At 75.1% G+C, this 21936-nt stretch carries 20 protein-coding genes and 1 tRNA gene; 11 read left to right on the top strand and 10 right to left on the bottom strand.

What is annotated here, in order from left to right; genetic code table 11:
* Positions 1–347: 347 nt before the first annotated feature.
* A complete protein-coding gene (locus MF672_RS40590) occupies positions 348–5003 on the bottom strand; it encodes a tetratricopeptide repeat protein (protein WP_247815669.1) in 4656 nt (1551 codons plus the stop codon).
* Positions 5004–5126: 123 nt separating this feature from the next.
* On the opposite strand from MF672_RS40590, the gene MF672_RS40585 reads away from it, so the two are divergent.
* From MF672_RS40585 to MF672_RS40575, 3 genes are all read left to right on the top strand, one after another.
* The gene (locus MF672_RS40585) at positions 5127–5675 is read left to right on the top strand and encodes a hypothetical protein (RefSeq protein WP_242380603.1); all 549 of its coding nucleotides are present in this window, start codon (positions 5127–5129) and stop codon (positions 5673–5675) included.
* Positions 5676–5713: 38 nt separating this feature from the next.
* On the top strand, positions 5714–6100 hold the full coding sequence (locus MF672_RS40580) for a hypothetical protein (RefSeq protein ID WP_242380602.1): 387 nt from the start codon (positions 5714–5716) through the stop codon (positions 6098–6100).
* Between the two features lie 79 nt (positions 6101–6179).
* Positions 6180–6851 (top strand): DUF6766 family protein, encoded by a 672-nt coding sequence (locus MF672_RS40575; protein WP_242380600.1) that lies wholly within the window; start codon positions 6180–6182, stop codon positions 6849–6851.
* On the opposite strand, the gene MF672_RS40570 is transcribed toward MF672_RS40575, so the two are convergent.
* Positions 6776–7645, bottom strand: a complete 870-nt coding sequence (locus tag MF672_RS40570) for a 1-aminocyclopropane-1-carboxylate deaminase/D-cysteine desulfhydrase (protein ID WP_242380598.1) — start codon at positions 7643–7645, stop codon at positions 6776–6778. The two genes, MF672_RS40575 and MF672_RS40570, sit on opposite strands and share 76 nt — an antisense overlap.
* A gap of 43 nt (positions 7646–7688) precedes the next feature.
* Between MF672_RS40570 and galK the strand changes: the two genes are divergently transcribed.
* The gene (gene galK / locus MF672_RS40565; protein WP_242380595.1) at positions 7689–8801 is read left to right on the top strand and encodes a galactokinase; all 1113 of its coding nucleotides are present in this window, start codon (positions 7689–7691) and stop codon (positions 8799–8801) included.
* Between the two features lie 11 nt (positions 8802–8812).
* Here galK and MF672_RS40560 read toward each other — a convergent pair whose 3' ends face one another.
* The gene (locus MF672_RS40560) at positions 8813–9586 is read right to left on the bottom strand and encodes an enoyl-CoA hydratase-related protein (RefSeq protein WP_242380593.1); all 774 of its coding nucleotides are present in this window, start codon (positions 9584–9586) and stop codon (positions 8813–8815) included.
* 51 nt (positions 9587–9637) lie between these two features.
* On the opposite strand from MF672_RS40560, the gene MF672_RS40555 reads away from it, so the two are divergent.
* Entirely contained in the window at positions 9638–10342 is a 705-nt protein-coding gene (locus tag MF672_RS40555) for a tyrosine-protein phosphatase (RefSeq protein WP_242380591.1), read from the top strand.
* Here the strand turns inward: MF672_RS40555 and MF672_RS40550 are convergent.
* The 4 genes from MF672_RS40550 to MF672_RS40535 form a co-directional block, all read right to left on the bottom strand.
* Positions 10314–11450: a nitric oxide synthase oxygenase gene (locus tag MF672_RS40550; RefSeq protein WP_242380588.1), complete on the bottom strand. Its 1137-nt coding sequence runs from the start codon at positions 11448–11450 to the stop codon at positions 10314–10316. The genes MF672_RS40555 and MF672_RS40550 overlap by 29 nt on opposite strands.
* 259 nt (positions 11451–11709) lie before the next feature.
* Entirely contained in the window at positions 11710–12171 is a 462-nt protein-coding gene (locus tag MF672_RS40545; protein ID WP_242380586.1) for a hypothetical protein, read from the bottom strand.
* Positions 12172–12324: 153 nt separating this feature from the next.
* Entirely contained in the window at positions 12325–12720 is a 396-nt protein-coding gene (locus MF672_RS40540; protein ID WP_242380585.1) for a hypothetical protein, read from the bottom strand.
* Positions 12721–12992: 272 nt separating this feature from the next.
* Positions 12993–13067, bottom strand: a tRNA-Asn gene (locus MF672_RS40535).
* A 127-nt stretch (positions 13068–13194) separates the two neighbouring features.
* Here MF672_RS40535 and MF672_RS40530 point away from each other — a divergent pair.
* Positions 13195–13524 carry a YtxH domain-containing protein gene (locus MF672_RS40530; protein ID WP_242380583.1) on the top strand — a complete coding sequence of 110 codons (330 nt, stop codon included), beginning with the start codon at positions 13195–13197 and terminating at the stop codon, positions 13522–13524.
* Between the two features lie 26 nt (positions 13525–13550).
* On the opposite strand, the gene MF672_RS40525 is transcribed toward MF672_RS40530, so the two are convergent.
* The 3 genes from MF672_RS40525 to MF672_RS40515 are packed head-to-tail and all read right to left on the bottom strand — an operon-like array spanning position 13551 to position 15486.
* Positions 13551–14024, bottom strand: a complete 474-nt coding sequence (locus tag MF672_RS40525; protein ID WP_242380581.1) for a hypothetical protein — start codon at positions 14022–14024, stop codon at positions 13551–13553.
* Positions 14021–15295, bottom strand: coding sequence for an amylo-alpha-1,6-glucosidase (locus MF672_RS40520; protein WP_242380579.1), 1275 nt, complete (start codon positions 15293–15295; stop codon positions 14021–14023). The genes MF672_RS40525 and MF672_RS40520 overlap by 4 nt, the downstream gene beginning before the upstream one ends.
* A gap of 32 nt (positions 15296–15327) precedes the next feature.
* Positions 15328–15486, bottom strand: a complete 159-nt coding sequence (locus tag MF672_RS40515) for a hypothetical protein (protein WP_242380577.1) — start codon at positions 15484–15486, stop codon at positions 15328–15330.
* A gap of 183 nt (positions 15487–15669) precedes the next feature.
* Between MF672_RS40515 and MF672_RS40510 the strand changes: the two genes are divergently transcribed.
* The 5 genes from MF672_RS40510 to MF672_RS40490 all read left to right on the top strand — a co-directional run bounded on the left by MF672_RS40510 (position 15670) and on the right by MF672_RS40490 (position 21934).
* Positions 15670–16839 (top strand): hypothetical protein, encoded by a 1170-nt coding sequence (locus tag MF672_RS40510; RefSeq protein WP_242380575.1) that lies wholly within the window; start codon positions 15670–15672, stop codon positions 16837–16839.
* Positions 16836–18983, top strand: a complete 2148-nt coding sequence (locus MF672_RS40505) for a serine/threonine-protein kinase (protein WP_242380574.1) — start codon at positions 16836–16838, stop codon at positions 18981–18983. Before MF672_RS40510 ends, MF672_RS40505 begins: the two co-directional genes overlap by 4 nt.
* A 131-nt stretch (positions 18984–19114) precedes the next feature.
* Positions 19115–19972, top strand: coding sequence for a PP2C family protein-serine/threonine phosphatase (locus tag MF672_RS40500; protein WP_242380572.1), 858 nt, complete (start codon positions 19115–19117; stop codon positions 19970–19972).
* Positions 19965–21254: a vWA domain-containing protein gene (locus MF672_RS40495; RefSeq protein WP_242380569.1), complete on the top strand. Its 1290-nt coding sequence runs from the start codon at positions 19965–19967 to the stop codon at positions 21252–21254. The genes MF672_RS40500 and MF672_RS40495 overlap by 8 nt, the downstream gene beginning before the upstream one ends.
* Positions 21254–21934: an FHA domain-containing protein gene (locus MF672_RS40490; protein ID WP_242380567.1), complete on the top strand. Its 681-nt coding sequence runs from the start codon at positions 21254–21256 to the stop codon at positions 21932–21934. The genes MF672_RS40495 and MF672_RS40490 overlap by 1 nt, the downstream gene beginning before the upstream one ends.
* The last annotated feature ends 2 nt before the right edge of the window (positions 21935–21936 follow it).

Genomic DNA, 21936 nt, shown 5'->3' with positions numbered 1-21936 from the left:
CGTCACCCGCCCCTCCTCCACCAGACCCGCGCCCACCAGCGTCTGGGCCAGCGTGAACAGCGCGATCGGCGCGCCGCCGGCCGCCGCCTCGCGCAGCGTGCGCAGCGACTCCGCGGTCTCGCCCCTGCTGTCCTGCAACATGCCGAGCAGGCTGCCGAACACGCCGCTGACCGGGCTGTCGGCGTCGGCCGCGCGGCGCCGGGCCAGGTCGTAGAACGCCTCGTCGTCGCCCTCGCCGTCCAGCAGCTCCAGCAGCCTGCCGGCGGCGGCGAAGCGCACGTCGGGGTCGTCGTGCTCGCCGAGCCGCTCGAAGATCTCCCGCGCGGCGGCGCGCTCGCCGAGCACGGTCAGCCGGTCGGCGGTCTGCAGCTCGGCGAACGGGCCCCGCGCGGTGCGCGCGAAGTACGCCCCGACGGCGGCCGGGTCGTCGCACTCCTCGCCCAGCTCACGGGCCAGCTCGGCGGCTTGCGGGCCGATGAGGTCGAGCATCCGCACGGCGTCGTCGTGGGCGCCGCGCCCGGACGCCTGCCGCGCCAGCGCCCGCAGCTCCCCCATCGCCTCCGCCTCCGGAGGGCCGTCGCCGGCGCGCGCGGCGGCGGCGAACGCCTCGGCCGCCCCGAGCGGGTCGCCCTCGCCGTGCCGCCAGCGGCCGACCAGCAGATGCGCGGTCGCCGCCACCTGCGGCTCCCCGGCCGCGACGGCCGCCTCCGCCTGCTCGTACGCGCCCTCCCGGTCGCCCATGTCGTACAGGATCGCGGCCAGGCGCGTCCGCAGGACGGGCACCAGCGGGGCGAAACCGCTCGCGATCCCCTGCCGGTACAGCTGGGCCGCGCCGGGCAGGTCGCCCGCGTCCCGGCAGGCGTCGCCCCAGCCGCCGTACCCCACGGCGACCGTCTCCGGGTCGCCGGTGGCCACCGCGCGCTCGGCCGCCTCCGCGGCGGCCTCGGGTCGCGCCCGGCCACCAGGTGGGCGACCAGCAGGCGCAGGCACTCCAGGTCGCCGGCCGCCGCGCCGTCCGCCAGCGCCCGCCGCACGCCCGGCGCGTCGCCGCGCTCGGCCAGCGCGTCGGCGAGCGCCGCCGCGGTGCGGGGCATCCCGGCGCGCAGGGCCTCCAGCGAGCCGTCCAGGTCGCCCCGGCGGCGGCGGACGATGGCCAGGTCGTGCCAGGCGGCGTGGGCGGTGGCGGGGTGCTCGGTGGCGGGCAGGAGGCACAGCTCGGCGCGGCCGGGGTGGCCGTCCTCGGCCCAGCTCGCGCCCATCGACAGGTACGCCTCCGCGACCGCCTCGGGGTCGCCCAGCTCGATCACCAGCCGGTAGAGCCGCCTGGCGGTCGTCCCGTCCCCGGTGTCCCTGGCCGCGCGCAAGGTGTGGAACAGGCCGTCGCGCCGGTCGTCGCCGGTGAGGGCGGCGAGCAGGCGGCGGGCGGCCGGCGCGTCGCCGTCGTCCAGCGCCAGCACCAGCTCCGCCAGCGCGGGCGAGCCGACGACCTCGGCGAGCGCGGTGAGCGCGCCCGGCCGGTCGCCGTCGGCGGCCAGCACCCAGCCGCGCTCCTCGGCGGCGGCCGTCCCCAGGCGGGTCCTGGCGACGGCGGCGGCCCAGGGGTCGCCGTCCTGCTCGGCGGCCCGCTCCCAGGCGGCGTGGGCGTACGCCGTGTCCCCGGCCTCGGCGGCCAGCCGGGCGGCTGTCAGCAGCGTGCGCGGGGCCGTGACGGGGTCGGCCAGCACGGCCCGCTCGAACGCCGCCCTCGCCCCCGCCGCCTCCCCGACCCGGGCCAGCACCTCCCCGAGCAACCGCGCCTCCGCCCCGGCCGACCCACCCCCCGCAAGCGACTCCCCCGTCGTCACCCCACGGCCCGGAAGCGGCCCGTCCCCGGCCGGCTCCCCGGCCGGCGGCGGCACCGGCCCCACGGTCGGACGCGGCTCTGTCCCCGCCGACCGCCCGGCTGGGGGCAACTGCGCCCCTACCGGGCCTCTGACCGGGAGCGGCCCCTCTCCCCCCGGCCTTCCTAGCGGGAGCGGCCCTTCGCCCATCGCCGCTCCGGCCGGAAGCGGCCCGTCGCCCACCGGCCTTCCTAGCGGGAGCGGCCCTTCGCCCATCGCCGCTCCGGCCGGAAGCGGCCCGTCGCCCACCGGCCCTCCTGTCGGGAGCAACCCTTCGCCCGTCGGCGCTCCGGTCGGGAGCGGCCCTTGCGCCAGCGGCCCTGTGACCGAGGACAGCTCCTCCCCCACCGGTCCTTCGGCCGGTCGTCTTCCGGTCGTCGGGCGGGTCGCGTGGTGGGCGGGCCCCGCCGGGATGCCGGGGTCGGCGTTGAGGGTGGCGAGGGCGGACAGGGGGTCGCCGTGGGTGTGGAGGGCGGTGGCGAGGCGGAGGCGGGCCTCGGCCGGGCCGAAGGTCTCGGTCAGCAGGTCCCGGGCGGATTCCGGGTCGCCGGTCGCCACCAGCGCGTCCGCGAGGCGCGCCACCGTGCCGGGGTGGCGCTCGTCGTCCAGGGCGAGCGCGCGGCGGCAGGCGTCGGCGGCCTCGGCGTGCCGGCCGAGGCGGGCCAGCACGCGGGCGCGGTCGTTCAGCGCGACGACGGCCGTCGCCGGGTCCTCGCCCGCGGCCGCCCGGTCCCAGGCGGCGAGCGCGCCCTCCGCGTCGCCCGTCTCCTCGCGCAGCGCCCCCAGGTAGCAGTGCGCCTCCTGGCGGAGGCCCGGATGCCCGGCCTCGGCCACCAGCGTGAGCGCGGCCCCGGCCGCCGCGTGGTCGCCGCGCCGCTGCCGGCAGTGGGCGGTCTCCAGGGCGAGCATGCCGGCCAGCAGCGTGTCGCCGCCCTCGCGCAGCTCAGCCAGGGCGGCGCGGGCGGCGGCGTGGTCGCCGTCGAGGAGGCGGCGGGCGAACCGGCCGAGCGTCGCGATCCGGCCACCCGTGCTCCCCGCCGTCGCCGCGCCAGGGCCGGGCGGGGGTGTCGGGCGGGGGTCGCGGGCCTGGGCGAAGGCGGCCCGCGCCCCCTCCGGGTCGTCCAGGCGCATGCGGGTGAGCCCGAGCAGCCACGCGCCGCGGGCCGCCGCCTCCCCGTCCTCCCGTGCGAGGGCCCGCTCGTGCAGCCGCGCGGCGGCGATCAGGTCGCCCTGCCGCTCGTACAGGGCGGCCAGCGACCCGGCCGCCTCGCTCCGCAGCCCGCGGTGGGGAGCGTCCAGGGCCGCCGCGTACGCCGCCCGCGCCTCCCCCGGGTCGTCCTCCTCCACCAGCACGCCGAGCTGGTACCCCACCCAGGGGGCGAGCGCCGGGTCCCCTTCCGCGCGGGCCCGCCGCAGCAGCTCCACGACCTCCTCCCGGTCCGGCAGCAGCTCCCTGGCCAGCGCCGCCGCGTACGACAGCGCCAGCGGCGACCCGGCCCCCACCGCCCGGTCCACGAGCCGCGACGTGTCCGACAGCGGGAACCCGAAGGACGCGAGCACCTGGGCGAGCACCGCCGAGCCCACCGCCGCCACGTCCGGGTCGGGGTGGCCGGCGACCGCGCGGTAGCGGGCCAGCCCCTCCTCCCGTCCGAGCCGCTGGTGGTCCACCACGGCCCGCAGGACGGGGTGCGGTTCGCCGTCCTCGGAGGCGCGCAGCAGGGTCAGCAGGAAGGCGGCGGCGAAGCCCTGCACGAGGTCGTCGCCCTCGGCCACGTACGCCAGCAGCTCGTCGGCCTGCTCCCGGTCGCCCTCGCCCAGCTCCAGCTCGGCCAGCGCCACCATGGCCCGCACGGCCTGCCGGCCGGCCCCGGAGTCGGCGGCCCCGCGCAGCAGCTCCCTGGCGCCGTCCAGGTCGCCGGCCCGGAGCCGGGCGAGCGCCGCGTCCACGTCCTGGACGGCCTGCTCGGCGACGGGGTCGGCGAGCGGGCGCCGGCGTTCGCCGTGGTCGAGCAGCAGCCGGGCCTTGAACGCGGCGTCCGGGTCGGGGTGGTCGGCCGCCAGCCGGGCCAGCTCCATGATCTCCTCGTACGCCCCCGTCTCCCGGTCGAGCAGCGTCCCGAGCAGCGTGACGCAGAACGCCGCCCACTCGCTCTCGCCCGCCTCCAGCACCGCCCGCGCCGCGTCGAGCGCGCCGGCGGCGTCGCCGGTCTCGGCGAGCATCTGGGCCAGGCACGCCTGGGCCTGCACGGCGTACTCGGGGTGGCCGGTGGCGACGACCCGGCGCAGCACGGCCTCGGTCTCGTCCTCGTCGCCGAGCTGCGCGGTGACCTTGGCCAGCTCGATGAGCGACGGCAGCCGGACGCCGGGCCTCGGGTCCTCGGCGGCCACCCGGTAGGCGGCCGCGGACTCGGCGTACTCGCCCAGGTCCACCAGCACGGCGCCGAGCAGGTTGTGCGCCATGGACAGGTGGTCGGGGTGGCCGACGGCGATCGCGTGCTCGCAGGCCGCCCGCGCCTCCTCGTACTCGCCGGCCTCGGCGTGCAGCCGGTAGAGCCGGAACGCCGACAGCGTCACGATCTCGGGGTCGCCGCAGGTCAGCAGGTCGCGCAGGTCGTCGGCGTCCTCGGCGGCGGCGTAGCGGGCGCGGGCGGTGGCCGGGTCCTGGTCGAAGTCGGGCAGCTCCAGCCGGGCGGCCAGCTCGGCGACGGCGGCGCTGTCGCAGCGGCGGGCCCGCTCCAGCGCCTCCTCCGCGCCGGGCGCGTCGCCGAGCTGGGTGCACACGAGCACGAGCGAGGTGTCGGCGAGCGCGGCCACCTCGAAGTCGGCCCCGTCCGAGGCGATCGTCAGCACCCGGTGGGCCGCCGCCCACTCCTTGGCGGCGATCAGCATCATGCCCATGGCCATGGCCGAGCGCTGCCCGAACACCGGGTCGCCGGACTGGATCACCGCCCGGTGCGCGGCCTCGGCCCCGTCGAGGTCGCCCTGCTCCTGCAGCAGCCCGGCCAGCAGGTGGGACGCCTCCGGGTCGCCCGTGGCGGCGATCTGCCTGAACAGCGCCGCGGCCCGGTCGAGCTCTCCCGCCTTCCAGCAGTCCATCGCCGCGTCGAGCTGTTCTGACGCCATTCTTCACTCCCAAGTCAGCCGACAATGTGAAAAAGCTACACATCCGTCGCCCTGCGTCACAGGGCATTCCGAGATCTCCGGTCCGCGCCTCCGGGACCGCGCGCGGGCCGTAGCGTGGGTCCCATGGCCAAGGCGTTCTGGATCGACCAGGACTTCGACAGGGACCGCGACGGGCGTTACGCCGTGCACGTGCGCAAGAACCTGGACGAGTTCGAGTGGGGGGACATCGCCCCCGTCAGGTTCGCGTGCGCCGCGTGGCGGCTGGCCACGCCGCCCTCGCTCACCCCCGGCTACGTGCGGTGGGACCGCCGCGTGCTGGAGGCGACCTGCCACCGCAACACCTGGGACGGCACGCTCTACGCCCGCGTGCGGCTGGTCTCGCCGCTGCCGGAGGAGCTGACCCGCTCGCGCGCCTGGTGGCGCGACCGCGGCTGGCTGGGCTGGCAGGAGACCTTCGGCCAGTACGTCGAGCCGTCCCAGCAGGACCTGGCCCGCATCCCGTTCCTGCGCGCGTCGCTGCTGGTGGAGGCGCCGCTGCCGCTCGACGACCTGCCGCCGGAGCCGGAGGGCCCGCACGACGAGGTCGAGCAGCGCGCCCGCCGCGCGGTCACCGTGCTGGCCCGCGAGCTCAACGCTCTGGTCAGCCCCGTGCTCGATCAGCTCGATCACTAGACAGCATGTTTCAGTGACGGCCGGGTAGCACGCGATCCATGAGAATCCTGCTCATCGCGCCGGCCCTCGGGCTGGCGCTGGCCCTGGCCGGCTGCGCCCCGGACCAGGCCGCCCCGGCGCGGGCGGCCGAGCGGTTCCACGCGGCGCTCGCCGCGGACCAGGACGACGCCGCGTGCGGGATGCTCGCCCCCAAGACCGCCGACAAGCTCCCCGACCGCGGCCAGACGTGCGCCGAGGCGCTGCGCGAGCTGAAGCTGGGCCCCGGGGGCGCCGTCACCGACGTGAGCGTGTGGGGCGAGGACGCCCAGGTGCGGCTGGCCGGCGACACGCTCTTCCTGCATCGCTTCCAGGACGGATGGCGGGTCAGGGCCGCGGGCTGCGAGCCGGTGCGCGACCTGCCGTACGAGTGCGAGGTGGAGGACTGATGCGGGTGATGTTCACGATCACCACGCTCCTGATCGTGGTCGGGCTGGCGTGGTTCTTCGCCATCGGGTGGTCGAGACTGTGAAGTGGATCAAGGAGAACTCGCTGGCCCTGGCCTTCCTGGTGATGTTCCTGCTGGCCCTCGGCGGGCAGGCGGTGGCCGGGATGCTGGACTTCAACGACCAGCAGCGCGCCCTGGGCGACCAGACGATCTCGATCTGGAAGTACGTCGCCTCCTCCGACTTCGCCGTGAACGTGGCGGAGAACTGGCAGTCGGAGTACCTGCAGTTCTTCCTGTACATCGTGCTCACGGTCTGGCTGGTGCAGAAGGGCTCGACCGAGTCCAAGGCCGTCGAGGACGCCGGCGCCGAGTCCGACAAGGAGCAGCAGGTCGGCGCGCACGCCGAGGCCGACTCGCCGGCCTGGGCCAAGGCGCGCGGGCTGCGGCTGTGGATGTTCAGCAACTCGCTCGGCCTGGTGATGGGGCTCATCTGGGTGTTGTCGTGGCTGGCCCAGTCGGTGGCCGGGCAGTCCGCCTACAACGCCGAGCGCCTCGGCGACCTGCGCGACCCGGTGTCGTGGGGCGCGTACGTGACCTCGCCCGAGTTCTGGAACCGCAGCCTGCAGAACTGGCAGTCCGAGCTGCTGGCCGTGTTGTCGATGGTGGTGCTGTCGATCTACCTGCGCCAGCGCGGCTCGCCCGAGTCCAAGCCGGTCGGCGCGCCGCACGCGGCGACGGGGGTGGAGGGCTGAGCCCCGGCGTCGTCGCGGCGCCCGGTGAGCACCGCGACGACGCGGGCGCCCGGCTCGAAGGCCCCGCGCCGGGCCAGGTCGAGGACGCCCCAGAGCATCTTGGCCACGTAGATCCGCTCGACGCCGTGCCGGGCGGCGAACTCCTCCAGCTCGGGCGTGGTCCGCGCGTAGCCGCCGAAGTGGTGGCCGAGCTCGATCGACCAGTTGTCCCACGTCCGCCCGTACGTCTCGCGCTGCAGCCTGGCCACCTCGCCGGCGAGGAAGGCGCCGCCCTTCAGCACCGCGAACCCGAGCGCCCGCTTGCCCTCGGGCAGCCCGGCCGCGAGGCCGGCGAGGGTGCCGCCGGTGCCGACGGGGCAGCACACCACGTCGTACGGGACGCCGATCTCGCCCGGCAGCTCGGCGCAGCCGCGCACGGCCGCCGCGTTGCTGCCGCCCTCCGGGAGGATGGCGACGTCCTCGCCCCACCGCGCGCGGAGGGCCGCGCGCACCTCCTCGGTGTGCTTGCGCCGGTACGCCGCCCGGTCGAGGTAGGTCAGGGTCATGCCGCAGGCGGCGGCGCGGGCGAGGACCGGGTTGAGCGGCAGGTGCTCCTCGCCCCTGATCACGCCGATCGTCTCGATGCCGTGCCGCTGCCCGGCCTCGGCCACCGCTCTGATGAGATTGGAGTACGCGCCGCCGAAGGCGAGGATCCTGCGGTGGCCCAGGTTGTACTTGAGCTTGCGCGGCTTGTTGTCGTCGGGCATCAGGAACACCCGGACCCGGCCGAGCCCTGGATCCAGAAGCTCCTCCATGGCGCTAGTCTACGGTCGGGCCTTTGTTGAGGAGTGTTGGATTATGCGCGTTGTTGAAGCTTTCCGCGCCGCCTTCGGTGCGGATCCCCAGACCGTCTGGCACGCGCCGGGCCGGGTCAACCTGATCGGCGAGCACACCGACTACAACGACGGCTTCGTGCTGCCGTTCGCGGTGCCGTGGGGCGTGAGCGCCGCGGTCACCCCGCGCGCCGACCGCACCGTCCGCCTCCTGTCCCTGCAGTCCCCCGGCGAGCCGCTCACGCTCGCCACCCACGAGGAGTCCAAGGGCTGGGCCCGCTACGTCGTCGGCGTCCTGGAGATGCTCGGCGACCGCGTCGCCGGCGCGGACATCGCGATCGACGGCGACGTCCCGCAGGGCGCGGGCCTCAGCTCCAGCGCCGCCCTGGAGGTCTCCGTCGCCTCCGCGCTCAACGACCTGCACCAGCTCGGCCTCAGCCCCATGGAGCTCGCCCTGCTGAGCCAGAAGGCCGAGAACGACTTCGTCGGCATGCCCTGCGGCATCATGGACCAGGCCGCGTCGGCGCTGTGCGAGGAGGGCCACGCGCTGTTCCTCGACTGCCGCTCGCTCGCCTCCCGCGCCATCCCGCTCGACCTCGCCGCCCACGGCCTGAGCATCCTCATCATCGACACCCAGGTCCACCACGAGCACGCCGGCGGCGAGTACGCCAAGCGCCGCGCCGAGTGCGAGTCGGCCGCCCGCAAGCTCGGCGTCCCGGCCCTGCGCGACGTCACCGACCTCGCCGCCGCCCTCGACCGGCTCTCCGGCGCCGAGCGCAGGCGCACCCAGCACGTCGTCACCGAGAACCACCGGGTGGAGGCGCTCATCGGCCTGCTGCGGGCGGGCGCCGTCAACGAGATCGGCGCCCTGCTGAACGCCTCGCACCTGTCGCTGCGCGACGACTACGAGGTGTCCTCGCCCGAGCTGGACGTCGCCGTCGAGGCCGCCGTCAGGGGCGGCGCCCGGGGCGCGCGGATGACCGGCGGCGGCTTCGGCGGCTCGGCCATCGCGCTGGTGGCCGACGACCGGCTGCGGTCCGTCCAGGACTCCGTCACGGCCGCCTACGCCGAGCGCGGCTTCCAGCCGCCGCGGTTCCTGCCGGCCACGCCCGCCAAGGGCGCGCACCGGATCGCCTGAGGAGGCTCCCCCTAGAGCGCGGGGAAGGCCGGGGGGCGGCGTTCGAGGAAGCTCGCCACGCCCTCGGCGAAGTCGGGGCGGCCGAAGGAGGCCAGCATCTCCTGGGTGGCCGTCTTCGCCGACTCCTCCAGCGTGACGTCCCAGTCGCGCCACACCTGGCGCTTGATCACCGCCATCGACGCCGGCGAGCTGTAGGCGGCCAGCTCCCGCGCGTACGCCTGCGCCTCGGCGACCACGGACTCCCCCGGCACGGCCCGGTTGGCCAGGCCCAGCTCGTACGCCTCCCGCCCGGTGAACACCCGCCCGGACAGCAGCACGTCCATGGCCCGCTGCTGCCCCATGACGCGCGGCAGCACCCACGACAGCCCGTACTCGGCGACCAGGCCCCGGCGCGGGAACGCGGTGGTCCACTTGGCGTCCTCGGCGGTGAACACGAGGTCGCAGACGAGCGCGTGCACCATGCCGAGCCCGGCGCAGGCGCCGTTCACGGCCGCGACGATCGGCTTGGCGATGCTCGTCGGGAACGTGTTGGGGCGCGGGTCGGGCTTCTCGTCGTAGGAGCCGGTCTGGATGGCGTTCAGGGTCTTGAAGTCCGCTCCCGAGCAGAACCCCTTGCCCGCGCCGGTGACCACCACGGCCCGCACCTCGGGGTTCCGCTCGGCCTCCTCCAGCAGGTCGAAGTAGCGCCTGCCCATGGCGTCCGTCCAGGCGTTGAGCGTCTCGGGACGGTTGAAGGTCAGGGTGAGCACGCCCTGGTCGACGGCTGCGAGCACGAGTTCCGACATGTCACCAACAGAACCATGTTCTGCCACGTGGCGGCAAGTACCGTGTCCGGTATGGACTCCCGGCACCTCGCGTGGGACGGCTGCCACAACGTCCGCGACCTCGGCGGCCTGCCGGTCGCGGGCGGCCTCCGCACCCGCTGGGGCGCGCTGGTGCGCGCCGACACCCCCGATCGGCTGACCGAGGCCGGCTGGCGGGCCGCCGCCGCGCACGGCGTACGGACGATCGTGGACCTGCGGGTGCCCGGCGAGCACCGCACGCCGCCCGGGCTGCGCCCGCCGGGCATGACCGTCGTCGCGGCTCCGCTGCACGAGCCCGGCGAGCGGCACGAGCACAGCGGCACCCCGCTCTACCTGCGGGCGTTCCTGGAGCGCCGGGCCGAGCGGTGCGTGCGGGTGCTGCGGGCCGTCGCGGCGGCGCCCCCGGGCGGCGTGCTCGTGCACTGCGTGGCCGGCCGCGACCGCACCGGCCTGGTCGTGCTGCTGCTGCTCGCCCTCGCGGGCGCGGACGCGGCGGACATCGCCGCCGACTACGAGCTGTCCGCCGGCCGGCTGCGCCCGCTCTACGCCCTGCTCGGGGAGCCCGACGACGACCTGCGCGTCCAGGCGTACCTGGACCGGGCGGGCACGACCGCGCGGGCCGCCGTGCTGTCCGCGCTCGACGGGGCCGGGCGCCGCCTGGCCGCGGCCGGCCTGACCGAGGGCGAGGCCGCGGCACTGCGGCGGCGGCTCATCGATGATGGACGAACGCCGGCGTGAGGACGCTGGTGTCGTAGTACCGGTGGAAGACGGGCGTGGCGCCGCCCGACAGCGGCGGCACGATCCACGACCAGTCGGCCGGGCACACCCGCCCCGCCCGCTCCTCCTTCGCCAGGTGCGTCAGGAACCGCCGCGACTCGGTGTGGTGGTCGCTCATCGTCACCCCCGCCCGCTCGAACGAGTGCAGCACCGCCACGTTCAGCTCCACCAGCGCGTGGTCGCGCCAGAGCGAGCGCTCGGTGGAGGTGTCCAGCCCGAGCCGGGCGGCGACCGCGCCGAGCTGGTCGTAGCGGTCGTGGTCGGCGAGGTTGCGCACGCCGATCTCGGTGCCCATGTACCAGCCGTTGAAGGGCGCGCACGGGTAGCAGACGCCGCCGATCTCCAGGCACATGTCCGAGATGGCGGGCACCGCGTGCCAGCGCAGCCCGAGCCCGGCGAACCACGCGTAGTCGGGATGCGTCAGCGGCACCTCCAGCACGGCGTCGCCGGGCAGGTTGCAGAGCAGCGGGTCGCCGAGCCCCGGCTGGATGATCAGCGGCAGCACGTCGAACCTGCCGCCCGTGCCGCCGCGCCAGCCCAGGGTCCGCGCCAGGTCGGTGAGCCACAGGTTGCGGGGGTCGCCGATGACGCGGCCGTCGCGGGCGCGGTGGCCGGCGTAGCGGACGAGCTGGTCGTTGAGCACGCGCGGCCCGGGACGGGCGGGGGCGTCCGGCGGCAGGACCGTCACCGTCGGCCGGATCCGGCCGCCGCCGGTGGCCTCCCTCAGGTGCGCGACGCATTCCAGGGCCACCCCCTCGGCCGTCGTGACGTCCCTGCGGTCGCGGACGCGGAGCGAGCGCCAATAGAGGCGGCCGATGCAGCGGCTGCTGTTGCGCCAGGCCACCCGCGCGCCGAAGACCAGCTCGTCGGCGGTGTGGGTGTAGGTGCCCGTGCGGGCGATCTCGCGGGCCACGTCGCGCAGCCGGGCCTGGGGGCCGCCCGCGTCCGGGTTCTCGGCGTGGTAGAGCCTGATGAAGCGGTCCGCCTCGCGCGGGTCGGTGGCCGGCACCGGGCGGCCCCGCGCGGCGGGCATGTCGAAGGGGGTGAGGGACCTGATCCAGGTACGCACGCGGCTGTCAGCACTTCTCCGTCGTCGGATCGCCCCGCCGGATTCCGGGTCGCGGCGGCACGTCCTGGCGGCGGCGCCCTCTCCGCGCCACCTCTCGCAGATCTTCACGCGGCTCCGGCCCAGCGGGACCGGCGGTCCCCATCCTGGCGGGCCGATGCCGCGCTTGTCCCGGGAAAGCGGAAATCGTGTGACCGTATCCTCACGAACGGTGAAATGACCGGCAGGCCCCTGCCCGGCGGGCGGGGGCCTGCCGGGCTCGCTACCGGACGGAGAACTCCGTCCAGACGCAGGTCAGGTGGACGCCGCGGCCGGAGCGCCAGTGCTTGCCCGCGACCCTGCGCGGCAGCTCCCTGGCGGGCAGCGTGACCACCACCTGGTCGGCCGGGACGACGGTGACGCCGTCCGAGGCCAGGTCCCAGGCCTCCGCCGGGTCGATGACCCGCTCCTTGACCAGCTCGGCGACCTTGACCCTGGACAGCTTCACGGCCTTGCCGCCCCGCGCCCGGCAGGCCATCCGCCCGCCCGGCGCTCCCGGCCCGGGGCGCACCTTGACCGGGCCGTCCCCGTGCACCTTGACCTGGCCGTCCCCGTGCACCGTGACGGTTCCGTCCGGCCCGGCCACGACGGGGCCGCCGTCGTCGGCCAGCGCGCTGCCGGCGAGCCCGGCCAGCCCGAGCACGGTGGCGGTCGCGACGGTCGCGAGGCGCTGCTGCACCTTCATGTGGGGGTCTCCCTCCCCGAGGTGAATGTGACACCTGGAGGGTCCTCCTGGCCGCCTGAACCGGAACTTAAGACACCCGAAGTGATCTTCAGCGACCTATGCCGCCCATAAGCCCGCCCGCCGAGCCCGCCCACGCGTAGGCCGCCGCCCCGGTCAGCGGCGGCAGGCGACCTCCTCCGGTTCGTCGTCGTCTGTCCGGTTCTCGATCGTGTAGCGGTAGCAGCGGGTCGCGCTGACCGTCGCGCCCTTGCCGCCGAAGCGCCCGCTGAAGGTCCCCGTGACGGTGATCTGGAGCACCACGACGGCTCCTCCCTCGAACTTGTCGCCGCGGGCCGCCAGCGCGCGCACCCGCAGGTCGTAGGGGCCGCGCTCGTTCTCGGCGGTCCTGGCGTAGTCGGCGGCCGAGCGCCGGGCGTTGACCAGGGTCATGACGCGGCCGATCCGCTCGGCCTCGACCCGCGTCCTGGCGGCGGCCTCGTCCACGGGGCTGCCGCAGCCCGCCAGGACCGGCAGCAGCACCGCCGCCAGGACCGCCGCCGCCGGCCTCACGAGGAGCCGATCATGCCGTGAGCCCGTCCACCACCAGGGCGAGCCCGCCGAGGCCGATCGCCATCGCGGCGGCCCCGAGGACCGGCATCGTCCACGGCAGGCCCGGGTTGTGCACCGGCGGCAGGCCGCCGATCAGGCCGAGGCAGCCCGAGTCGTCCGGATGACCGCGTCATGGCGAGCGAGTGTAGCGACGCGCCCGGCGGACGGCCCCCGAACGACTCAGGCCCTCCCACCTGTTACCGGTGGGAGGGCCTGCGTTGTCGACCTTTTGGTGGCTCCCGCGATAGGACTCGAACCTATAACCTGCCGGTTAACAGCCGGCTGCTCTGCCGTTGAGCTACGCGGGATCGACCTGTTTACGCTGCTCGGCTGGGCTTTGCGGCCCCTCCGTCGTGCGCATGAATAGATTAGCGCACTCCTGGAGTGCGTGTCGCATCGTAACTGGGGTAGGCCCGGTGACAGCGGAGGTGCGAAATGCGATATCGGATGACATTCACCCTTGGACTGGCGATCGGCTACGTGCTCGGCAGCCGGGCGGGCCGTGAGCGCTACGAGCAGATCAAGCGCGCGGCGCAACGCGTGGCCGACAACCCCCGGGTCCAGGAGGTCGCGGGCGTGGTCGGCGCGCAGGCGTCGAGGTACGCGGACGTGGCCAGGACCAAGGTGGGCGACACGCTGCAGCAGCGGATCCCGTTCCTGGGCGGCGACGCCCACCACGACGGCGGCACCGGCTGGCCGGACGACGACGTGGCCAAGGCCGACGGCCTGGAACAGAAGTCACGGGAGTCGGGCATCACGTACTAGGGGGGTGCGCATGGGTGTGTGCCCGATCACACACCCATGCTGCGCCGTACGCCTTCCAGAGCCTGCTCGGCCTGCGCCCGCAGGCCGGGGTCCGCCGGGTCGAGGCCGTCGTCGAAGACGAGGGTCCAGCCGAGCACCTCGCCGCCGGGCCGGCGCCTGGCCACCAGCCGCACGCCGCCCCTGCCGGGCAGGCTGACGTGCTTGTTGACCACGATCGTGGAGTTGACCCGTTCGCGCAGGGTCTCGGGCAGCATACGCGGCTCGGCGACGCGCTCGGCGTGACGGGTGCCGTCCACGGTGACCAGCGTGAGCCCCTGCTCGTCCCAGGACGCCTTGTCGACCTCCTCGTACGGCACCCGCGTGCCGTCCGCGAGCAGCAGCGCGAGGTTCGTGGCGACCACGTGGCCGGTGTCGGAGGCGGCGAAGGTCAGGACCCGCTCCCCCTTCTGGAGGTCGAGCGATCGGCGCAGGTCGGCGGGCAGGCGGCGGAAGATGTTCACTCCACCACGGTATCGGCGAGCAGGTCGAGGGTGAGAGCCGCGCTCCAGGAGAAGTCGCGGCAGCCGCGCCCGCTGCCGTCGAAGGGGTCGAAGCACTCACGGAAGCCGGCCTGCCGGACCAGCCGCAGGGTGCCGTTGGTGAGCTGTTGCGCCAGGTGGTCGAGCGAGTGCACGGCCGCCGCGCGGCGCAGCAGCCAGTTGGTGTTCACCCAGGACGGGCCGCGCCAGTAGCGGGTGCGGTCGAACTGCCCGGCGCGGATCTCGCAGCTCGGCACCGGATAGCCGGTCGCCCCCATGAACCGGGCCGACTCCAGCAGCTCGATGCCCGCCCGCAGCTGCTCGCCGGGCAGCCCAGGGTCGAGCAGCGGCCCGAACCCGCCGACCGTGGCGACCCGGATGAGGTGCCCGGCGCGCAGGTCGCGGGCGTAGAAGCAGCCGTCCCACAGGCGCTCGACCAGCGCGCGCCTGATGCGCTCGGCCTGCTCGGCGTGCGGGCGGGGGTCGGCGCGCGCGAGCGGGGCCAGCTCGGCCATGGCCTGGCAGGAGGCCAGCCAGATGCCGTTGAACATCGGGTCCTCGATCGCGAACGGGTGGTCCTCGCGCAGGTAGTCGGCGCTGTAGCCGGCGTCGCGGTAGCGCATGGCGAGCCAGACGTAGCGGTCGTGGTCGCTGTCGGGGTGGCGTTCGGCCAGCTCGACGCCGCGGTAGCCGTAGCGGATGGCGGGCAGGTTGTGCAGCGGCTCGTCCCAGGCCGGGCTGTCGTCCATGCCCGACTCCCAGGGGTGCACGATCGCGGCCAGCCCGGCGCCGCCGAGGTCGCGGGCCGAGGCCAGGTAGTCGTGCTGGGCCACCAGCGCGGGGTACGCCTCGCGCACGAAGTCCTCGTCGCCGGTGTGCCGGTAGAGCCACCACAGCGCCAGCCCGTGCAGCGGCGGCGCGGTGAGCCCCGAGGTGAGGACGTGCGGCGCGGCCGCGTGCTCCTGCGAGCGCCACACCGACGGCCCGGGGAAGTACGCCTCCCGCGTGTGGAAGACGATGTGCGGCACCATGCCGGTCGCCCACTGCCCGCGCAGCAGGCTCAGCAGCTCGTCGCGGGCCCGGTCCGGCCGGCGCCTGGCCAGACCGATGACGACGAACGCGGAGTCCCAGCTCCACTGGTGGGGATAGAGCCCTGGGGCGGGCACGGTGCCAGAGCCCGTCCAGTTCGCCTCGAGCACGGCCATCGCCTCGCGCCCGAGCGCGGCATCGTCAACCGCCGGCCGCGCCTCCATCACCCAACTATGACTGCGGATCCTCTCAGAAGCTATGTCCTTCTGGCCCACTTCGACAGGAAGAGCACGCCGAAGGCGACGGCGCCGATGATGAGCCCCCACTTGAGGAGCGTGAGCGCGAACCCCACGAGGGGGCCGAGCAGTACGAGTGCGGCGACGACCGCCGCGATGATCAGAAGTATGCGTCCCATGTTCATCACGCTAAGAGATCGTTAAGCCGATTGCAGGCGACACGGGGTTGAATCAGGGACAAGTCAGGGGTCCCCCCGACCCTCGCAGCAAAAGGAACTAAAGCGACTAGACCCTCCGTTGTGCCGGTATAACGGGGCACAGGGGGTCTCTTCGCGGGGAGCGTGATGAGCCTGGGACCACCTATGAGCAGGGAAGGCGTCGAGCACGCGCTGCGTGCCCGCGCCGACGAACGCGACCGCATCTCCGGCGACCTGCTCGATCTCGAATCCCACACCACCTACCAGCTGCTCAGGGGCGCCACCCTGCGCGGGGCGACCGAGCGCCGGTGGGCGGCCGCGCAGGAGGCGCTGGCCAGGCTCTGGAGCCTGAACGACGCCTACCGCGCCGTGCTGCGCGACGCCGAGCAGCTCAGGGCCACGCGCGCCCGGCTCGGCTCCGAGCAGCTCGAACAGCTCACCGGCCTGCTGGCCGGCCCGTCGGTGGTGCTGCGGGCCGCGGCCAAGCCGGTCGAGCAGCGTTCGCTGCTGCCGCCGCCGGACGAGCGGCTGACGCTCGACCAGACCGTGACCCGCATGGACGCCGCCTTCCGCGAGGTCACCTCCGCCCTCACCGACATCGACCAGCGCTGGAGCGACCTGCTGCCCCGCCTCGACGCCGCCGACGCCTCCCTGCGCCGCGTCCGCGAGCTGGAGAGCGCCCTCGGGGAGAGCGCGCCGGGGCTCGGCACGGCCGAGGCCGAGCTGAAGCGGTTACGCGCCGACGTCGTCGCGGACCCGCTCGGCGCGGCCGTCGAGCCGGACCTCGACCTGACCGTCCGGCGGCTGACGGCCGCCGCCGCCGAGCTGGAGCTGGCGCTCACCGTCAAGCAGGAGTTCGCCCGCCGCCGCGAGGACCTGGTGGCCGCGCTGGACCGGGTGCGGGCCGCCGAGAGCGAGGCCCGGCTGGCCCACGGCGCGGTCGTCGTCAAGATCGCGCTGCCGCCGCAGGCGCAGCCGCGCAGCCGGGTCGACGCCCTGGCCGGCGCGCTGGACGCGCTCGACGTCTCGGCCGACCCGTGGGTGCAGCGCGCCAAGCGGCTGGCCCGGCTGGAGGAGGAGGCCGGCGCGGCGGCCCAGCAGGCGCAGGCCACCGCCAAGGCCCTGTACGGCCTGGTCGGCCGGCGCGACGAGCTGCGCGGCCGGCTCGGCGCCTGCCAGGTCATGGCGGTGCGCAAGGGCCTGGCCGAGGACCCGGCCGCCGCCGAACTGTTCGAACGGGCCCGCGCCCTGCTGTGGAGCGCCCCCTGCGACCTGACCCAGGCGGCCGCGGCCGTCGAGAACTACCAGCGCGCCATCCACGGAGGTAGAGCATGACCCGCTGCGCGCAACCCGGCTGCACCGGCACCATCGAGGAGGGTTACTGCGACCTGTGCGGGCACGCCGCGTCCGCCGCGCCGGCCCCCGCGGCGACCCCCTCGGCCTCGCTCTCACCGCCCACCCAGCCCTCCTCCCCCGCCACCAACCCGGTCAGCCGGCCCATGACGGGCCCGGTCAGCAGCGGCCGGTCGCGGGCCGGGGTGCTGGCCACGCTCGCCGACCTGCCGTCGGTGCCCTACCGCGACCCGGCCGCCGCCGTGCTGGCCAACCCGGAGGTGCCGGAGAACAAGCGCTTCTGCGCCAACCCCGACTGCGGCAAGCCCGTGGGCCGCTCGCGGGGCGGCCGGCCCGGGCTGACCGACGGGTTCTGCCCGCACTGCCGCACGCCGTACTCGTTCGCGCCGAAGCTCGACAAGGACGACCTGGTGGCGGGCCAGTACCGGGTGCTCGGCTGCCTGGCGCACGGCGGCCTCGGCTGGATCTACCTGGCCTCGGACGAGAACCTGGACGGCCGCTGGGTGGTGCTGAAGGGCCTGCTCAACACCAACGACGCCGAGGCGCTGGCCGCGGCCGAGGCCGAGCGGCGCTTCCTGACCACCGTCGACCACCCCAACATCGTCAAGATCTTCAACTTCCAGCGCTCGGCCGGGCTCGGCTACATCGTCATGGAGTATGTCGGCGGCCAGTCGCTGCACGAGCTGCGCCGCCAGGGCCCGCTGCCGCTGCGCGAGACCCTCATGTACGGCAGGGAGATCCTGCACGCCTTCGGCTACCTGCACGAGAACGGCATGGTCTACTGCGACCTCAAGCCGGCCAACGTGATCCGGGTGGGCCGCCAGCTCAAGCTGATCGACCTCGGCGCGATGCAGCCGATCGGCTCGCCGCCCGGCACCTCCTGGGCCACCGTCGGCTACCACGCCCCCGAGCTGGACACGCAGCCGGCGACGGTGGCCTCCGACCTCTACACGGTGGCGCGCACCCTCGCCGTGCTGGCGATCCCCGGGTTCAGCCCGGTGCAGAACGGCAAGGCCGCGCCGCTGCCGCAGGACTGCGGGCACCCGTCGTTCACCCGGCTGCTGCGCCGGGCCACCGCCGACGACCCGGCCGAACGCTTCCAGAGCGCCTGGGAGATGGAGGAGCAGCTCGTCGGCGTGCTGCGCGAGGTGTGCGCGCAGGAGGACCGGGTGCCGTACCCGCATCCTTCGACGCTGTTCGGGCCCGAGCGGGGCGCGGTGGGCACGGCGCTGGCCGAGGGCGGCGACGCGGTGCTCGCGCCGCTCGACCCGGCGGACGCCGCGGCCGCGCTGCCGGTGCCGCTGGTGGACCCGGCCGACCCGGCGGCGGGCGCGCTCGCCGGGCTGCTCGGCCGCGACAGCAAGGAGCTGATCGAACAGCTCGCCGCCATGCCGCAGACGCCGGAGACCCGGCTCATGCGGGCCCGGCTGCTGGCCGAGGAGGCCGCCGCCGAGGCCCCCGTGGTGCTCAACCGGCTCGCCGCCGAGCTGCCCGGCGACTGGCGCGTCACCTGGTACCGGGGCGTGCTGGCGCTGGCCACCCGGCAGGCCGACGAGGCGGTGCGGATGTTCGACGCCTGCCTGTCGCTGCTGCCGGGCGAGCCCGCCCCCAAGCTGGCGCTGGCGTACGCGCTGGAGTCCGCGGGCCAGCACGCCTCCCCCTGGTACGACACGGTCTGGCGCACCGACCACGGCTACGTGAGCGCGGCGTTCGGGCTGGCCAGGACGGGCCGGCTGAGCGTGCTGGACGAGGTGCCGGCCACGTCCAGCCACCGGGTGGCGGCGCAGGTGGCGCTGGCCGTCTCGGCGGCGCGCCGGCCGGACCCGGCCGCGATCGTCCCGGCGGACCTGGTGACGGCGGCCGACCGGCTGGCCCGCCTGGCCGACCTGGACGCCCGCCGCCGCGACCTGCTCACCGCCGAGCTGCTGCACGGCGGGCTGGCCTGGCTGGAGGGCAATCCGCCGCCGCCGGACCTGACCCTCGCCGAGGCGAGGTTCACCGAGCCGGGGCTGCGCAGGCGGCTGGAGTCCATCTACCGCCGGCTCGCCGTGGCCGCCGCCACCCGCCAGGAACGCCACGCCCTCATCGACCAGGCGAACGCCGTGAGACCAAGGACGTGGCTGTGATGGATCCGCAGCGGGGCGAGGACATCCAGCACAGCACTCCGAGCGCAGCTCGGCAGGCGGACGCTGCGGCTCGGCAGGCGGACGCTGTGGGACCGGCCGGGCCGGCGGACGCCGACGCGGGGGTGTGTCCCGTGTGCGGGACCGCCGTCTACGAGGGGTACCTCTACTGCGAGAAGTGCGGCCACACGCTGGGCGCGCCCACGTGCGCGTCCTGCGGGGCCGCCGCCGTGGACGCCGAGGGCTACTGCGAGCGCTGCGGCCTGCGCCAGCCCACCGGCCGCGACCACGCCGAGACCGTGCTGGACGACGGCCCCGCCGCGGCCGTCACCGACAAGGGCCTGCGGCGCAGCAGGAACGAGGACGCCGTCGCGCTGCTGTCCCTCGGCCGGACCGTGGTGGGCGTGGTCTGCGACGGCGTCGGCAGCTCACCCCGGGCCGACGAGGCGTCGTCAGTGGCCGTCGAGGCGGCGGGCGCGGCCCTCATCAGGGGGCTGCCGCACGAGGAGGCGTTCGAGCTGGCCGGGCGCGCGGTGTCGAAGCTCGCGACGTCCGTGCACGACGCGCCCGCCTGCACCTACCTCGCGGCCGTCGTCAGGGACGGCCGGGCGAGCCTCGCCTGGGCGGGCGACACGCGGGCGTACTGGCTGCCCGCGCCCCCACCTACCGCGGCAACCCCGATCGTCCCCGAGCTGCTGACCACGGACGACGCGATCGAGACCGGCGAGATCACCGCCTGGCTCGGCGCGGACGCCGAGGATGTGCCGCTGCACGTGCGCGACTTCGCCCCGGCCGCGCCCGGCCTGCTGCTGCTGTGCAGCGACGGCCTGTGGCGCTACCTGGACGGCTGCACCCTTCCCGGTCCCGGAGGCCCCGAGCAGACGGGGGAACCGCTGGAGCTGGCCCGCGAGCTGCTGCGGCACGCGCTGGACTCCGGCGGCCAGGACAACATCACGATCGCCTTGATCCCCCTAGGAGACGCACGTGAGTGACCAGCCCACCTTCACGCTGACCATCGACCAGAACAAGTACCTGCCGCTGGACGGCCGCGAGGTGCACGCCATCCTCACGGTCGGCTCCTCCGGTGGCGTGGCGGCGCAGGCGTCCGCACCGGCGGAGGCCGCCGAAGTGATCATCGTGGACACGTCCGGCTCGATGAGCGGCAGCAAGATCCGCGAGGCCCGCCAGGCCGCCGCGACCGCCGTGCAGACGCTGCGCGACGGCGTGCACTTCGCGGTGATCGCCGGCACCGAGCAGGCCAGGATGGTGTACCCGGGCGGCAACCCGCACCTGGTGAAGGCCACCCCCGCCACCCGGGCGGAGGCGATGCGGGCCGTCGAGCGGCTGCTGGCGCACGGCGGCACCGCGATCGGCGAGTGGCTGAAGCTGGCCGGGCACCTGCTGACCGCGCACCCGTCGGCGATCCGGCACGCGCTGCTGATGACCGACGGCCAGAACAACGAGCGCGCCGAGGTGTTCGCCTCGGTGCTGTCGGCCTGGAGCGGCCGGTTCGTGGTGGACTGCCTCGGCGTCGGCGACGACTGGGTGCCGGCCGAGCTGCGCAAGGTGGCCGAGGCGATGCTCGGCACGTTCGACTTCGTCCGCGACCAGGGCGACCTGCCGGAGTACTTCCGCCGGCTCACGCAGACGTCGATGGGCAAGACCGTGGCCGAGCTGGCGCTGCGGGTGTGGGTGCCGCAGACGGCCCGGCTGAAGTTCGTCAAGCAGGTCTCGCCCGTGCTGATGGACCTGACCGGCAAGCGCGCCGACGTCAACCCGCTGACCGGCGACTACCCGACCGGCTCGTGGGGCGCGGAGGAACGCGAGTACCACGTGTGCGTGGAGGTGCCGCCCGGGCAGATCGGCCAGGAGATCAGGGCCGGCTGGGTCAAGCTGGTCCGGCCCGACACCGGGGACGTCCTGGCCAGCGGCAACGTGCTCGCCCAGTGGACCGACGACCTGGCGCAGTCCACCCGCATCAACCGCAAGGTCGCCCACTACACCGGCCAGGCCGAGCTGCACGACCTGATCCAGGACGGGCTGAGCGCCCGCGCCGCCGGCGACGTGGACCTCGCGACCGCCCGCCTGGCCAAGGCCCGCGAGCTCGCCGTCGAGTCGGGCCGCGAGGACACCGCCCGGCTGCTGGAGAAGGTGGTCGAGGTGGACCCGGCCACCGGCACCGCCCGGCTGCGGAGGCACGTGGACAAGGCCGACGAGATCGAGCTCGACACCGGCTCTGTGCGCACCAGCAGGCTGCGCAAGGAAGGAAACTGATGGCGACCTGCCCGCAGGGGCACGCGTCGGGCGCCGACGACTACTGCGACGTGTGCGGCGCCCAGATGGGCGCTCCCGCCCCCGCCGCCGCCGCTGCCCCCTCTGGCGTCCCCTCTGGCGCCGCCGCTCCCGCCCCGGAGACCGCCGGGCCCGCACCTGACGGGTCCGTGGAGAGCTGCCCCGTCTGCCGGACGCCGCGCGCCGGGCAGTTCTGCGAGGTGTGCGGCCACGACTACAGCGGCGCCGGCGCGGTCCTCCCGCCGCCCGTCACCGGGGCCCGCTGGGAGGCGGTGACGGCCGCCGACCGCGCCTACTACGAGAAGGTGATCGCCGAGGGCGGGCCGGACGCCGACGCCGTCGCGTTCCCGCCGTACTGCCCGGAGCGCTCCTTCCCGCTGCACGGCGAGCAGGTGCGGATCGGCCGGCGCAACCGGGCCGGCAACGTGACGCCCGAGATCGACCTGACCGGCCCGCCGGAGGACCCGGGCGTCTCGCGGCTGCACGCCGTGCTGCTGGCCCAGCCGGACGGCACGTGGACGCTGGTGGACCCGGGCTCCGCCAACGGCACCCAGGTCAACGGCAAGCCGCTCAAGGTCAACGTGCCGATCAGGATCGGCCCCGGCGACCGCATCCACGTGGGCGCGTGGACCGTCATCACGATCAGGGAGGGAACGCCGTGACC

Origin of the sequence: Actinomadura luzonensis (assembly GCF_022664455.2) — a bacterium.
Classification (GTDB): Bacteria; Actinomycetota; Actinomycetes; order Streptosporangiales; family Streptosporangiaceae; genus Nonomuraea; species Nonomuraea luzonensis.
This window is presented reverse-complemented; position numbering and strand designations above follow the sequence as displayed.

Bases quoted from the DNA above. Each gene is read 5' to 3' on its own strand.
- galK (WP_242380595.1), top strand. From the start codon at position 7,689: ATGCGCGTTGTTGAAGCTTTCCGCGCCGCCTTCGGTGCGGATCCCCAG.
- MF672_RS40490 (WP_242380567.1), top strand. From the start codon at position 21,254: ATGGCGACCTGCCCGCAGGGGCACGCGTCGGGCGCCGACGACTACTGC.
- MF672_RS40590 (WP_247815669.1), bottom strand. From the start codon at position 5,003: ATGGCGTCAGAACAGCTCGACGCGGCGATGGACTGCTGGAAGGCGGGA.
- MF672_RS40520 (WP_242380579.1), bottom strand. From the start codon at position 15,295: ATGGAGGCGCGGCCGGCGGTTGACGATGCCGCGCTCGGGCGCGAGGCG.
- MF672_RS40570 (WP_242380598.1), bottom strand. From the start codon at position 7,645: ATGGAGGAGCTTCTGGATCCAGGGCTCGGCCGGGTCCGGGTGTTCCTG.
- MF672_RS40530 (WP_242380583.1), top strand. From the start codon at position 13,195: ATGCGATATCGGATGACATTCACCCTTGGACTGGCGATCGGCTACGTG.
- MF672_RS40555 (WP_242380591.1), top strand. From the start codon at position 9,638: ATGGACTCCCGGCACCTCGCGTGGGACGGCTGCCACAACGTCCGCGAC.
- MF672_RS40515 (WP_242380577.1), bottom strand. From the start codon at position 15,486: ATGGGACGCATACTTCTGATCATCGCGGCGGTCGTCGCCGCACTCGTA.
- MF672_RS40505 (WP_242380574.1), top strand. From the start codon at position 16,836: ATGACCCGCTGCGCGCAACCCGGCTGCACCGGCACCATCGAGGAGGGT.
- MF672_RS40560 (WP_242380593.1), bottom strand. From the start codon at position 9,586: ATGTCGGAACTCGTGCTCGCAGCCGTCGACCAGGGCGTGCTCACCCTG.
- MF672_RS40545 (WP_242380586.1), bottom strand. From the start codon at position 12,171: ATGAAGGTGCAGCAGCGCCTCGCGACCGTCGCGACCGCCACCGTGCTC.
- MF672_RS40585 (WP_242380603.1), top strand. From the start codon at position 5,127: ATGGCCAAGGCGTTCTGGATCGACCAGGACTTCGACAGGGACCGCGAC.
- MF672_RS40510 (WP_242380575.1), top strand. From the start codon at position 15,670: ATGAGCAGGGAAGGCGTCGAGCACGCGCTGCGTGCCCGCGCCGACGAA.
- MF672_RS40580 (WP_242380602.1), top strand. From the start codon at position 5,714: ATGAGAATCCTGCTCATCGCGCCGGCCCTCGGGCTGGCGCTGGCCCTG.